Raw genomic sequence first — 13,308 nt, forward strand, 5'->3', positions numbered from 1 at the left:
CCACTCCATCGCGCCGGCGGCCACCCACGCCGGCGCAGCACCTGCAATGAGGGCCTGGGGGGAGGTCACGGCAATCCCGGCTGGGCCGGCCGGGAGTCGTCAAGGAATGATGGCCGCAGTGTTGGTTCGATCCATGACCCAGAAGAGGAATTCGACGTGATCAAGAAGCAGAACCTTCGCATCAATGTGCTTGCCGCCGCCGTGCTGTCGATGACGGCCGTCGGTGCCGTCCACGCCGCCGGCCTGCCGACCCGCGAACCGGTGCGCCAGGCCAGCACCGCCCAGCCGGGCGCCGAGCGCATCATCGTCAAGTACCGGGCCGGCGCTGCCGCCGCCACCGACCGCTCGGCGAAGCTGTCCACCGTGCAGTCGGCGCTGACCCGGGCCAGCCTCTCCGGCGGTACCTCACGTGCCAGTACCCTCGGCCCGCAGGTGGTACGCAAGCTCGCTACCGGTGCGGACCTGATCCGCGTGCAGGGCCGCCTGGCCCCGGCCGAACTGCAGCGTGTGCTGAAGGAACTGCAGGCCGACCCGTCGGTGCAGTACGCCGAAGCCGACGTCAAGCTGCGCCGCACCGAGCTGCGTGCCGGCGACGTACAGCCTGCGCTGGTGCCGAACGATCCCTTCTACCAGCAGAACCAGTGGCACCTGCACAACGCCGTCGGCGGCATCAACGCACCGGCGGCATGGGATGTCTCGCAGGGTGAGGGCATCGTGGTGGCGGTGATCGATACCGGCATCCTGCCGCAGCATCCGGACCTGGTCGGCAACCTGCTGGAAGGTTACGACTTCATCAGCGATGCGGAGACCTCGCGGCGCCCGACCAACGATCGTGTGCCGGGTGCGCAGGACTACGGTGACTGGGTCGAGAACGACAACGAGTGCTATGACGGCTCGCTGGCCGAGGACAGTTCCTGGCACGGCACCCACGTCGCTGGCACCGTGGCCGAGCAGACCAACAACGGCGTCGGCATGGCCGGTGTCGCCTACAAGGCCAAGGTGCTGCCGGTACGTGTGCTGGGCAAGTGCGGCGGTTACCTGTCCGACATCGCTGACGCGGTGGTCTGGGCATCGGGTGGCACGGTGACCGGTATTCCGGCCAACACCAATCCGGCCGAGATCATCAACATGAGCCTGGGCGGCAGCGGTACCTGCGGCAGCACCTACCAGGACGCCATCAATGGCGCGATCTCGCGTGGCACCACCGTGGTGGTCGCGGCGGGCAATGAAGCCGACAACGCATCCAAGTACCGTCCGGCCAGCTGCGAAGGCGTGGTGACCGTGGGTGCCACGCGCATCACCGGCGGCATCACCTACTACTCCAACTACGGCACCCGCGTGGACCTGTCCGGTCCGGGTGGCGGCGGCAGTGTCGACGGCAACCCGGGTGGCTACATCTGGCAGACCGGCTCCAATGCGGCCACCACGCCGGAATCGGGCACGCCGGGTTACATGGGCATGGGCGGTACCTCGATGGCTTCGCCGCATGTGGCCGCCGTTGCCGCACTGGTGCAGAGCGCGCTGATCGCCAAGGGCAAGGATCCGTTGACCCCGGCCGCGATGCGTACCCTGCTGAAGGAAACCGCACGTCCGTTCCCGGTCGCCATCCCGGCGGCCACCCCGATCGGTACCGGCATCCTCGACGCCAAGGCTGCGCTGGCCAAGGCACTGGAAGAACCGTGCACCGAGAACTGCGGGCCGGTGGCCACACCGCTGACCAACAAGGCCGCCGTCGGTGGCCTGTCCGGTGCGGCCGGCAGCAGCAAGCTCTACAGCTTCGAAGCGGCTGCCGGCAAGCAGTTCAGCGTGATCACCTACGGTGGCACCGGCAACGTTTCGGTCTACGTGGCTGAAGGCCGTGAGCCCAGTGCCAGCGACAACGACGCCAAGTCGACCCGTCCGGGCACCTCCGAGACGGTGCGGGTGACCAAGCCGGTGGCGGCCACCTACTACATCAAGGTGGTGGGTGAAGCGGCCTACAACGGGGTGAGCATTCTCGCCACGCAGTAAGCTTGAACTGTCGTAGTTGAATGGCCGAAGCCCGTCATCCCATGTGACGGGCTTCGTCTTTTTACGAAAGGTGGCGCAGGGGCGGCGGAAATCATGGCTTAACTGTTAAAGTCGAGCCGATTGACAGGAGAGTCATGTGAACGCGCTTGCTGCTACCGCCGCTGCCGACGACGCTGAAGGCCGCATCCTGGATGCGCTGCTGGCGCGCGGCCGGCTGAAGGAAGGCGATCTGGCACGTGCGCGGCCGCTGCATGCAGAGGCCGGCGGCAGCCTGCTGGGCCTGCTGGTGCGGCTGGGGCTGGTGTCCGAGCGTGACCAGGCCCAGGCCAGCGCCGAAGTGCTGGGGCTGCCGCTGCTGGAAGGCAAACAGCTGCCGGAAGCACCGCCACAAGGGCTGGCGGAAGGCTTGCCGTTGTCGCTGCGCTTCCTCAAGCAGTTCCATGTCTGCCCGCTGGCGCTGGATGAACAGGGGGTCCGGCTGTGGCTGGCCGATGCCCATGATCCTTATCCGCAGCAGGCCGTGCAGCTGGCACTGGGTGTACCGGTGACACCGGTGCTGGGCATGCGCGCAGAAATTGATGACCTGGTCGAACGCTGGTTCGGCCAGGGCCGCAGCGCGATGGGCGCGATCGTCGAAACCGCCGATGGCGAGGGCGGTGCGGTCGATGACATCGAGCATCTGCGTGACCTCGCCTCGGAAGCGCCGGTGATCCGCCTGGTCAACCTGGTGATCCAGCGTGCAGTGGAGCTGCGCGCTTCGGACATCCATGTCGAACCGTTCGAAAGCCGGTTGAAGGTGCGTTACCGCGTCGATGGCGTGCTGGTGGAAGGCGAAAGCCCGCCGGCCAACCTCACTGCTGCGGTGATCAGCCGCATCAAGATCATGGCCCGGCTCAACATCGCCGAGCGCCGCCTGCCGCAGGACGGCCGCATCATGCTGCGCGTGCAGGGCAAGGAGCTGGACCTGCGCGTGAGCACGGTGCCGACCGCGCACGGCGAAAGCGTGGTGATGCGATTGCTGGACCGCGAAACGGTGGTGTTCGATTTCCATCGTCTCGGTTTCACTGACGCCTTCCTGCCGCAGTTCCGCAAGGTGCTGGAACAGCCGCACGGCATCCTGCTGGTGACCGGCCCGACCGGTTCAGGCAAGACCACCACGCTGTACACCGCGCTGAGCCAGCTGAACACTGCCGACGTCAAGATCATCACGGTCGAAGACCCGGTGGAATACCAGATCGAAGGCATCAACCAGATCCAGGCCAAGCCGCAGATCGGCCTGGACTTCGCCAACGCCCTGCGCAGCATCGTGCGCCAGGACCCGGACATCATCATGATCGGCGAAATGCGCGACCTGGAAACCGCGCGCATCGCGATCCAGTCGGCGCTGACCGGCCACCTGGTGCTGTCCACCCTGCATACCAACAACGCAGCCGGCGGCATCACCCGCCTGCTCGACATGGGCGTGGAAGACTACCTGCTTACCTCCACCATCAACGGCATCCTGGCCCAGCGCCTGGTGCGTCGGCTGGAGCCGACCCATGCCGAGCGCTATGAAGCCTCGCCGGAAGAGATCGAACGCTTCGAGCTGCGCCGCCTGCAGCCGGAAGGACCGATCTACCTGTACCGCCCGAAGCCCTCCGCGCTGGCGCCGACCGGTTACCTCGGCCGGACCACCATCATGGAATTCCTGGTGATGAACGACGCGCTGCGGCGCGCGGTGATGCGCCGCGACGGCATGGGCGAGATCGAACGCATTGCCCGCGAAGCCGGTATGCGCACGATGTACGAAGATGGCCTGTCCAAGGCCCTCAGTGGTCAGACGACCATCGAGGAAGTCCTGCGCGTCACCGAGGAAAGCTGATGCGCGCAGGACGCCGGGGCTGACATGCCGACCTACCGTTACAAGGCACTGAATCCGCACGGCGAGATCTTCGACGGGCAGATGGAAGCGGCAAGCGAGGCCGAGCTGGTCGCGCGCCTGCAGGACCAGGGCCATCTGCCGATGGAGACCCAGCTGGCCGATGGCGGTGCGATCGGTGGCAGTACCTGGCGCAACCTGTTCCGCCAACGGCCGCTGCAGGGCGCTGCATTGCTGCAGTTCACCCAGCAGCTGGCGACACTGCTCGGTGCAGGCCAGCCGCTGGATCGCGCGCTGTCGATCCTGCTCGGGTTGCCCGAAGACGAACGCTCGCGCCGCGCGATCACCGACATCCGCGATGTGGTGCGCGGTGGCGCGCCGCTGTCGACCGCACTGGAGCGCCAGCATGGGTTGTTCTCGCGCCTGTACGTGAACATGGTGCGGGCCGGTGAAGCCGGCGGCAGCCTGCACGAAACCCTGCAGCGCCTGGCCGACTACCTCGAACGCAGCCGCGCGCTGCAGGGCAAGGTGATCAACGCGCTGGTGTACCCGGCCATCCTGCTGGTGGTGGTGGGCGGCGCGCTGCTGTTCCTGCTCGGCTACGTGGTGCCGCAGTTCGCGCAGATGTACGAGAGCCTGGATGTGGCGCTGCCGTGGTTCACCAACGCGGTGCTGCAGCTGGGCCTGTTCGTGCGCGACTGGTGGGTGTTGCTGCTGGTGGTGCCAGGGATACTTGCGCTGTTCTTCGAACGCAAGGCGCGGCAACCGGCCTTCCGGCTGGCGCTGGATGGCTGGCTGCTGCAGCGTCGCGGCATTGGCCGCCTGCTCGGTGAACTGGAAACCGCGCGGCTGGCCCGCACGCTGGGCACGCTGCTGCGCAATGGCGTGCCGCTGCTGGGTGCCTTGGGCATCGCCCGCAACGTGCTGGGCAACCGCGCGCTGGCCGCCGATGTGGAAGCCGCCGCGGATGAAGTGAAGAACGGTACCGGCCTGTCGCTGGCGCTGTCGCGCGGCAAGCGTTTCCCGCGCCTGGCACTGCAGATGATCCAGGTCGGCGAGGAATCCGGTGCACTCGATACCATGCTGCTGAAAGCCGCCGATACCTTCGAACAGGACAGCGCCCGGCGCATCGACCGCCTGCTGGCGGCGATGGTGCCGGCGATCACCCTGGTGCTGGCCTCGGTGGTCGGTGCGGTGATCGTTGCCGTGCTGGTGCCGCTGTACGACCTGACCAATGCCATCGGTTGACGATGGATCCCTACGCAACCCCGATACTCCGCAACTGAAAGGACCGACCATGATTGCTTCCCGTCGACCGATCCGCCTTTCCTTCACCGCCGCGCGCAACCAGTCGGGCATGAGCCTGCTGGAAATCATCATCGTCATCGTGCTGATCGGTGCGGTGCTGACCCTGGTCGCCAGCCGCGTGCTGGGCGGCGCCGATCGCGGCAAGGCCAACATCGCCAAGGCGCAGGTGCAGACCGTTGCGTCCAAGGTCGACAACTACCAGATCGATACCGGCAAGCTGCCCGGCTCGCTCAACGATCTGGTGACCGCACCGGCGGGTGTCGGTGGCTGGCTGGGGCCGTATGCCAAGCCGGCTGACCTGAACGACCCGTGGGGCCACGCGCTGGAGTACCGTGCGCCGGGCGAAGGCCAGCCGTACGAGCTGATCAGCCTCGGCAAGGATGGCAAGGCCGGCGGCAGCAGCGTCGATGCCGACATCCGCTACCAGCCGTAATCCTGCATGACGTATTTCCTGCCGCGCCGGCTGCCTCGCCCGCGCCTGCACGGCAGGCGCGCAGCGGGCCTGTCGCTGCTGGAAATGCTGCTGGTGATCGCGCTGATCGCAGCGATCGGCCTGATTACCGCCGCCGGCCTGTCGCGCGGCTTCGCCGGCATGCAGCTGCGCAGCGCCGGCAAGGACATCGCCAACCAGCTGCGGGTGGTACGCGCGCAGGCGATCGCCCGCGGCGAGCCGCAGCGCTTTGTCATCGAACCGGCAAAGCGGCGCTGGGAAGGTGCCAACCAGCGCCATGGTGACGTGCCGGCACAGCTGCAGGTGCAGTTCGAAGGCGCTGCGCAGCTGGCCACCGCGCCAGGGCAGGGCGTGATCGAGTTCCATCCCGATGGTGGCTCCAGCGGTGGCCGCATCCGGCTGCAGCGTGACGATGCCGAATGGCGCATCGACGTGGGCTGGCTGACCGGTGAGGTCCGCTCCGGCCCCTGGCGGGCACAATGAAGCGGCACGTTCGCGGCTTCACCCTGCTGGAAGTGATCATCGCCTTTGCCCTGCTCGGGCTGGCGCTGACCCTGCTGCTGGGCAGTCTGTCCGGTGGTGCCAGGCAGGTGCGCGAGGCCGAGCTGCGCACGCGCGCGATACTGCATGCGCAGTCGCTGCTGGCCGAAACCGGTGTCGCCACGCCACTGCAGGTGGGTAGCCAGCAGGGCGACTGGGAACAGGGACGCTACCACTGGGAGCTGCAGGTGCAGCCGTGGGTGGAGCCACGTGCCGGCAACGTCGTGCAGTCACAGTCGGCCGGTGCCCCCTGGCTGGCCGAACTGCAGCTGCAGGTGCGTTGGGGCGACAGCGAACGCGAGCAGCTGCGCTGGCGCAGCCTGCGCCTGCTGCCGCCGGACCTGGAGAGCGCGCGATGAAGCGCCGCGTCGCGGGTTTCACGCTGGTTGAAGTGATGCTGGCCACGGTGCTGCTGGCCGGTGGCCTGGCGCTGGCGTTCGCCAGCGTCCGCTCGGCAATGGCGGTCAGTCAGCGTGGCGAGCAGATCGCGGCCGAGAGTGAGCGCATGCGCGCGGTGCAGGCGCTGTTGCGGCGGCAGCTGGCCGGTGCGCTGCGCACGCCGCTGGAAGTGCCCGATCCCACCCGCGAACCGATCTTCTTCCAGGGCGAAGAGCAGCGCATGTTGTTCGCCGCCGATCTGCCGGGCTACCTCGGCCGCGGCGGACCCTACCTGCACGCGCTGCAGGTGGACGGCCGCGATGGCCAGCAGCGCCTGCTGCTGGACCTGGTGCTGCTGCAGGAAGGCGAGCGCATCGCCGAGAACCCGCCGCGCCCGCCGGAAGTGCTGGTGGAAAACCTGAAATCGGTACAACTGCGCTATCGCGGCATCGATGCCAGTACCGGCCAGGTGAGCGACTGGATGCCGCGCTGGGACGATACCCGCCGCCTGCCGATGCTGGTGGAGATCAAGATCGTCCCGGCCAGGGGCGCGCCCTGGCCGACGCTGGTGGTGGCGCCGCGCAACGGTGGCAGCGGAGGCGCGCGATGAACCGGCAACGCGGTGCGGCACTGGTACTGGTGCTGTGGTTGATCGCATTGATGACCGCGCTGGTCGGTGCGTTCGCGCTGAGCGCACGGGTCGAGCATCTGCAGCAGCGGGTGCTGGATGACGATGCACGCGGCCAGGAACGGGCGCGCGCCGGCCTGGAGTACGCGCTGCTGCGCCTGTCCGCCGATCCGCTGCGGGCGCCCTGGCGCGCTGATGGCCGAACCTACCGCTGGCAGTTCGATGACGCCAGCATCGAGATCAAGGTGCTGGACGAGAACGGCAAGATCAACCTGAACCTGGCCGACGTGACCTTGCTGACCGCGTTCCTCAAGGCGCTCGGCGAAGACGAAGGGGCAGCCCGGCAGCTGGCCGGTGCCATTGTCGACTGGCGTGATGAAGACAGCCTGCTGCAGCCGGGCGGCGGTGCCGAAGCCCCGGACTATGCGGCGGCGGGGTTGCCGTATGGCCCACGCAACAAGCGTTTCGAGACGCTCGGTGAACTGCAGCGGGTACTGGGCATGCGCGGCCCGCTGTACAAGGCCATGCTGCCGCACCTGACCCTGTACAGCCGCCAGGCACGCCCGGATCCCCAGTTCGCCAGCGCGCCGGTGCTGACCGCACTGGGCCTGGATGCGGATACCGTGCTGGCGCAGCGCGCACAGCAGGAGCGTGACGCAGATACCGCTGGCGGTGCGACAACGCTTGCCAGCAGCAGCGGCACCTATAGTATCGAGTCTCGTGCAACCGACGGCAGTGGACGCCGGTCGGTGTTGCAGGCAGTGGTACGCAATGGCTCGGGCGGGGTTCCCGGGCGGTCCTACACAGTGCTTCGCTGGGAGCAGGGAATGACAGCAAGATGACGGCATGGCAGGACAGTGTGCGGCAGGTGCAGGGCCGGATCGGCCCTGGCGCCGGCCGTTTCCTGCGCTGGTGGCGGCAATCGCTGCTGGCCTGGGTGCCGGCACGTTGGCAGTGGGCACTGGGCTGGGCACAGGCGCGCCTGCTGCTGCAGCGCCAGGGTGAGCAGCTGCAGGTCTGGCGAGAGGCCGGAGAACGCCGCGAAGCAGTTGCCAGCGTGCCATGGCCGCTGTCGCCGGCCGAACTGGACCGCGTGCTGGAACCGCGACTGCGCAGCCTGCCGCGGGTGTGGCTGCTGCCGGCCAGCGAGGTACTGCGTCGTCATCTGCGCCTGCCTGCGGCTGCGACCGACCGGCTGCGCGCCGTGGTCGGTTTCGAGATTGACCGCCAGACGCCGTTCGAATCCAGCCAGGTCAGCTATGACGTGCGTGAACTCGGGGGCGCCGCCGAGGGCCAGCTGCAGGTCGAACTGATCGCCTGGCCACTGCGCCAGCTTGAGGCGTGGCGGGCCAGCGTAGGCGAATGGGCCGATGCACTGGCCGGTGTCGATGCCATCGACACCGAGGGTGAACCCCTGCAGGTGAATCTGCTGCCACCGGGGCAGCGCCAGCTGCGGGCAGACCCGACGCGGCGCTGGAATGTGCTGCTGGCCGTGGCCGCGCTGGTGATGCTGGTGCTGGCGGCCCTGCAGCTGCTCGACAACCGCCGCGCCGCCGCCGACGAACTGCGTGCGCAGGTCGAGCGCAGCGCACGCAATGCGCGTGGTGTCGCCAGCGAACGCGCGCAGCTGCAGGCGCTGATCGATGGTGCCGCATTCCTGGAAAAGCAGCGCAGCCAGCGCGCCGGAACGGTGGAAATCTGGAATGAACTGACCCGGCGCCTGCCGGAGGGCACCTACCTGGAAAAGCTGGCCATCGAGAACAACAACCTGCAGCTGATCGGGCTCAGCCGCGAGGCCTCGCAGCTGGTGCAGCTGCTGCAGGACGCACCGCAGTGGCGCAAGGTCAATCTGACCGGCGTACTGCAGGCCGATGGCGCCGCCAGTGGCCGTGACCGCTTCACCATGACCGCCGAACTGCAGCCGTTGCCGGCTGCGGCCCCGACCCGGGAGGCGGCCGATGCCGATGCCAAGCGCACGCCGTGACCGCTGGCTGGCACTGGCGCTGCTGCTGGCAGTGCTGGGCCTGGCCTACCTGCTGCTGGTGCACCCCTGGTTCACCCAGCCACTGCGCGAAATCGACGCCGACGTGGCCGCCCTGCGCGAGCGCGAGCAGCGCGTGCAGGCGCAGCTGCAGCAGCAGCCGCAGATCGAACAGCGCCTGCGCGCCACCCGCGAGGCACTGCAGCAGCGGCCGGGCTTCCTGCGCGAAGCCACCGCCGAAGCTGCGGCCGCTGCGCTGGGCGCGAAGCTGCAGGATGCGGTGGCGATGGCCAGCCCGGGCAACCGCAGCTGCACCATCAGCAACCGTACGCCACTGACCGACAACCGCCGTGACGCCGAATTCGTGCGCGTGGCCATGCAGGTGCGCCTGCGTTGCGGTGTGGCCGAACTGGCCACGGTGCTGCACAGCCTGGAAACCGGCAGCCCGCGCCTGTTCGTCGACAACCTCAACCTGATCGCGCAGCGCTTCCAGCAGTCGCCCAACGAGTCCGGGCTCGGCCTGGACGTGTCGTTCGAACTGGCCGGTTACCTGCTGCCCGGTGCTGCGGCCGATGGCGCTGCGCCGGCACCTGCAGCCGAACCGGGCGCGGCGCCGCAACCGCCTTCGGCCACACCTTCACCGGCCGCCGCACCGGCTGCGCCGGAAGAAGGGCAGGAGGTGGCCGATGAAGCTTGAGCAGATCAGCCTGCGCACCGGCTTCCTGCTGGCACTGGCCGGCTGGGCGGCAGCGGTCTGGCTGGCCACCGGCTTCGGTCTGGGCAGCCAGCTGCCAGGTGCGGACGGTGATGCCGATGCGGTGCCTTCGTTGCCGGTGCTGCCGCCGTTGGCCGCAGAACGCATGGCCAGCGCCGAAAGCTACAGCGCGATCGGCGAGCGACCGCTGTTCGCCGAGGACCGCAGGCCGAAGCCCTACCTGCTCGGCGGCAGCGAGCCCGCCGCCAGCGCCGCGCTGCGCCTGACCGGCGTGCTGCTGACCGGCGACTTCGGCATGGCCACCTTCACCACCGAACAGAACCGCTCGCTGCGCCTGCGCCTCAACGGTGAAGCCGTCGACGGCTGGCAGCTGGTCGCACTGCAGCCGCGTCAGGCCACCGTGATCGGCCCCGGTGGCAACCAGGTGCTGGAACTGGCGGTATTCAACGGGCAGGGGGGGGAACCGCCGACCGTGCTGCGCGGCGCCAACGGTGCGCCACCGGCCGGTGCGATCGTTGTGCCGCCACCGGCAGGCGCTCCGCCGGCACCGCCGCCGGCTGCGGCAACCGCATCGCCGTCGCCTGCTGGCAGTGCGCCGGCATCCTCGGCTGCGGCGGCCGCCACACCGCCTGCCAACAACAACGGCCCCAGCGAAGCGCAGATGCAGGCCATCCGCGAACGCATCCAGGCCCGTCGCCGCCAGCTGCAGCAACAACAACAGCAGCAACAACCGTCGCCGCCCCCGGGCGATGGCACCAACCGATAGAGTGAATGCATGAGCCTGCGTTTCCTTCCCTGGTCCTTTGCCCTCGCGCTGCTGGTCGGCTGCAGCACCGTGTCCGCACCGCATGTGCAGCGCAAGGGCAATCTGTCGCCCACTGCCGAGGCCGGCCAGGCGGCCGAAGTCGCCGCTGATGCTGCCCGTGACGCCCAGGGCGCTCCGCAGGCGGTGATCCGCCGTGGCACCGGCACCATGATCAACCGCGAAGCAGCACGCGCACCGGCTCCGGCACTGCATGGCGCCAGCACCGGTGAAGCAACCTTCAATTTCGAAGGCGAATCGGTGCATGCGGTGGTCAAGGCCATCCTCGGTGACATGCTGGGCCAGAACTACGTGATCGCACCGGGGGTGCAGGGCACAGTCACCCTGGCCACGCCCAAGCCGGTGTCGCCGGCACAGGCGTTGAACCTGCTGGAGATGGTGCTGGGCTGGAACAATGCCCGCATGGTCTACAGCGGCGGCCGCTACAACATCGTCGCCGCCGATCAGGCATTGGCCGGCACTGTCGCGCCGAGCACGGCGCCGGCAGCCAGTGCGCGTGGCTTCGAGGTACGGGTGATCCCGCTGCAGTTCATCTCCGCAACTGAAATGAAGAAGGTGCTGGAGCCGTACGCGCGCCCCAACGCCATCGTCAACGTCGACAGCGGCCGCAACGTGATCACCCTGGGCGGTACCCGCGCCGAGCTGGAAAACTACATGCGCACCGTCGAGATCTTCGACGTCGACTGGCTGTCGGGCATGTCGGTGGGCGTGTTCCCGATCCAGTCCGGCAAGGCCGAGCAGGTGGCCGCCGACCTGGAGAAGGTGTTCGGCGAGGAGAGCAAGACGCCCAGCGCCGGCATGTTCCGCTTCCTGCCGCTGGAAAACGCCAACGCGGTGCTGGTGATCACCCCGCAGGTGCGTTACCTGGACCAGATCCAGCAGTGGCTGGACCGCATCGATACCGCCGGTGGCAGCGCCCGCCTGTTCTCCTATGAACTGCGCTACATCAAGGCGCGCGATCTGGCCGAACGCCTCAGTGAAGCCTTCGCCAGCAGCGGCAATCGCGGCGGCTCCAGCCCGGCCTCGCTGGCACCGGGTGCAATGCCGTCGCAGCTGGGCAGCGACGGTGATCGTGGCATGGATAGCAACAACAGCAGCAATTTCGGTTCCACGCCGGGCACTGGTTCCAGTGGCACCGGCAACGGCAGCATGAACCTGCCGCAGCGCCAGTCCGGCAACGTCAGCGTCAGCCTGGAAGTGGAAGGCGATCGCGTGGGCGTGTCGGCGGTGGAGGAAACCAACACCCTGCTGGTGCGCTCGACCCCGCAGGCCTGGCGCTCGATCCGCGAAGTGATCGAGAAGCTGGACGTGATGCCGCTGCAGGTGCATATCGAAGCGCAGGTGGCCGAGGTCGCACTGGAGGGTGACCTGAAGTACGGCGTGAACTGGTTCTTCGACAACGCGGTGGCCGGGCGCGCGCTGACCGGCGCATTGGCCGGCGTGACCCTGCCGGCCGCCGCCGGCGGTTCCTGGAGCAGCTTCGCCGGTGCCGCGACCGGTGGCGAAGGCCTGGGCTGGGCGTTCACCGGCCACAATGGCGCGGCGGTGGTGAGCGCGCTGGACAAGGTCACCGATGTGCGCCTGCTGCAGACCCCCTCGGTGTTCGTGCGCAACAACGCCGAGGCCACGCTCAACGTGGGTGACAAGGTGCCGATCAATACCACCACGGTGAACACCGGTATCGGCACCAGCAGCTACAGCTCGGTGCAGTACATCGACACCGGCGTGATCCTGAAGGTGCGCCCGCGGGTGACCCGCGACGGCACGGTATTCCTCGACATCGTGCAGGAAGTGAGCAGCGCCTCGAACGTGCCGGAGAACTGCAACCCGCAGGAGCGCAACTGCAACCCGCGGATTTCCACCAAGAAGCTGTCGACCGAAGCGGCGGTGCAGAGCGGCGACACCATCATGCTGGCCGGCCTGATCACCGACACGGGCACCGATGGCAGCAGCGGCATCCCCGGCCTGAGCCGGATTCCGGTGGTGGGCGCACTGTTCGGGCAGAAGAGCCGCACCAGCCGTCGTTCGGAGGTGATCGTGCTGCTGACGCCGAGCATCGTGCGCAACGGGCAGGAGGCACGCACCCTGACCGACGAGTACAGCCAGCGCTTCCGCGCGATGGAACCGCTGAACCAGCCGCGCGCAAAGAAGTAAGGGATTACGGCCGGGCTGCGCCCGGCACCCGCAGAGGCCAGAGCTGGAGCAACGGCAACAGCGGGTTTACTGAGGGGGGGCGGGGCACTGTGGGTTTGCGGGGACGCCGTAAATCCGTCCATGGAGGCTTGGTCGCCGCATCCATGCGGCTCACACCCCGCAAACCCACAGTGCCCCGCCTTCGACAGTGTCCTGCTGCTGTTGGTAGGTGTCGACCTTGGTCGACACGCTGGATCCACGCCATGCGTGGAAGACTCTCCATCGAAATCGAATATTTCGATATCTGTGAGATCTGAGCCGAGCATGGCTCGGCTCTACAGAAAGCAATGCCCGACAGATCACAGGAAACTGTCGAAGGCGGGGTGGGTCCGGTTGCGGGGGTGTCTGATCTGGCCCCCTGAAAACGGACGCCATGAAGCCGTTTCAGGCGGCAGCCCGGAGCTGCCGGGCGTAGTTGTTAGG

General features: G+C 68.0%; 12 protein-coding genes. All 12 read left to right on the forward strand.

Going from position 1 to position 13,308, the window contains the following annotated elements; all coding sequences use genetic code 11:
- Positions 1-156: 156 nt before the first annotated feature.
- The 12 genes from ACX9OT_RS18600 (at position 157) to gspD (ending at position 12,846) form a co-directional block, all read left to right on the forward strand.
- Positions 157-2,010, forward strand: coding sequence for a S8 family peptidase (locus ACX9OT_RS18600; protein ID WP_125894942.1), 1,854 nt, complete (start codon positions 157-159; stop codon positions 2,008-2,010).
- 136 nt (positions 2,011-2,146) lie between these two features.
- On the forward strand, positions 2,147-3,871 hold the full coding sequence (gene gspE, locus ACX9OT_RS18605; RefSeq protein WP_032130134.1) for a type II secretion system ATPase GspE: 1,725 nt from the start codon (positions 2,147-2,149) through the stop codon (positions 3,869-3,871).
- Positions 3,872-3,895: 24 nt separating this feature from the next.
- Positions 3,896-5,116, forward strand: coding sequence for a type II secretion system protein XpsF (xpsF, locus tag ACX9OT_RS18610; RefSeq protein WP_032130133.1), 1,221 nt, complete (start codon positions 3,896-3,898; stop codon positions 5,114-5,116).
- Positions 5,117-5,165: 49 nt separating this feature from the next.
- Positions 5,166-5,609 carry a type II secretion system major pseudopilin GspG gene (gspG, locus tag ACX9OT_RS18615; protein WP_004142831.1) on the forward strand — a complete coding sequence of 148 codons (444 nt, stop codon included), beginning with the start codon at positions 5,166-5,168 and terminating at the stop codon, positions 5,607-5,609.
- A gap of 6 nt (positions 5,610-5,615) precedes the next feature.
- On the forward strand, positions 5,616-6,110 hold the full coding sequence (gene xpsH / locus ACX9OT_RS18620) for a type II secretion system protein XpsH (protein WP_032130132.1): 495 nt from the start codon (positions 5,616-5,618) through the stop codon (positions 6,108-6,110).
- On the forward strand, positions 6,107-6,526 hold the full coding sequence (xpsI, locus tag ACX9OT_RS18625; RefSeq protein ID WP_346486333.1) for a type II secretion system protein XpsI: 420 nt from the start codon (positions 6,107-6,109) through the stop codon (positions 6,524-6,526). The genes xpsH and xpsI overlap by 4 nt, the downstream gene beginning before the upstream one ends.
- The gene (locus ACX9OT_RS18630; protein WP_134951789.1) at positions 6,523-7,155 is read left to right on the forward strand and encodes a type II secretion system protein J; all 633 of its coding nucleotides are present in this window, start codon (positions 6,523-6,525) and stop codon (positions 7,153-7,155) included. The genes xpsI and ACX9OT_RS18630 overlap by 4 nt, the downstream gene beginning before the upstream one ends.
- Positions 7,152-8,015 carry a type II secretion system minor pseudopilin gene (locus ACX9OT_RS18635; protein ID WP_049398127.1) on the forward strand — a complete coding sequence of 288 codons (864 nt, stop codon included), beginning with the start codon at positions 7,152-7,154 and terminating at the stop codon, positions 8,013-8,015. Before ACX9OT_RS18630 ends, ACX9OT_RS18635 begins: the two co-directional genes overlap by 4 nt.
- Positions 8,012-9,157: a PilN domain-containing protein gene (locus ACX9OT_RS18640; protein WP_423164278.1), complete on the forward strand. Its 1,146-nt coding sequence runs from the start codon at positions 8,012-8,014 to the stop codon at positions 9,155-9,157. Before ACX9OT_RS18635 ends, ACX9OT_RS18640 begins: the two co-directional genes overlap by 4 nt.
- Positions 9,132-9,851 (forward strand): type II secretion system protein GspM, encoded by a 720-nt coding sequence (gspM, locus tag ACX9OT_RS18645; protein WP_049424965.1) that lies wholly within the window; start codon positions 9,132-9,134, stop codon positions 9,849-9,851. Before ACX9OT_RS18640 ends, gspM begins: the two co-directional genes overlap by 26 nt.
- Positions 9,841-10,635 (forward strand): general secretion pathway protein GspN, encoded by a 795-nt coding sequence (locus tag ACX9OT_RS18650; RefSeq protein WP_100437858.1) that lies wholly within the window; start codon positions 9,841-9,843, stop codon positions 10,633-10,635. Before gspM ends, ACX9OT_RS18650 begins: the two co-directional genes overlap by 11 nt.
- Positions 10,636-10,644: 9 nt before the next feature.
- A complete protein-coding gene (gene gspD, locus ACX9OT_RS18655) occupies positions 10,645-12,846 on the forward strand; it encodes a type II secretion system secretin GspD (protein ID WP_100437859.1) in 2,202 nt (733 codons plus the stop codon).
- Positions 12,847-13,308: the final 462 nt, after the last annotated feature.

The organism is Stenotrophomonas genospecies 3 (genome assembly GCF_054473855.1).

Coding starts and splice junctions, on each gene's coding strand:
- xpsF (WP_032130133.1), top strand. CDS start 3,896: ATGCCGACCTACCGTTACAAGGCACTGAATCCGCACGGCGAGATCTTC.
- gspG (WP_004142831.1), top strand. CDS start 5,166: ATGATTGCTTCCCGTCGACCGATCCGCCTTTCCTTCACCGCCGCGCGC.
- xpsH (WP_032130132.1), top strand. CDS start 5,616: ATGACGTATTTCCTGCCGCGCCGGCTGCCTCGCCCGCGCCTGCACGGC.
- xpsI (WP_346486333.1), top strand. CDS start 6,107: ATGAAGCGGCACGTTCGCGGCTTCACCCTGCTGGAAGTGATCATCGCC.
- ACX9OT_RS18630 (WP_134951789.1), top strand. CDS start 6,523: ATGAAGCGCCGCGTCGCGGGTTTCACGCTGGTTGAAGTGATGCTGGCC.
- ACX9OT_RS18635 (WP_049398127.1), top strand. CDS start 7,152: ATGAACCGGCAACGCGGTGCGGCACTGGTACTGGTGCTGTGGTTGATC.
- ACX9OT_RS18640 (WP_423164278.1), top strand. CDS start 8,012: ATGACGGCATGGCAGGACAGTGTGCGGCAGGTGCAGGGCCGGATCGGC.
- gspM (WP_049424965.1), top strand. CDS start 9,132: ATGCCGATGCCAAGCGCACGCCGTGACCGCTGGCTGGCACTGGCGCTG.
- ACX9OT_RS18650 (WP_100437858.1), top strand. CDS start 9,841: ATGAAGCTTGAGCAGATCAGCCTGCGCACCGGCTTCCTGCTGGCACTG.
- gspD (WP_100437859.1), top strand. CDS start 10,645: ATGAGCCTGCGTTTCCTTCCCTGGTCCTTTGCCCTCGCGCTGCTGGTC.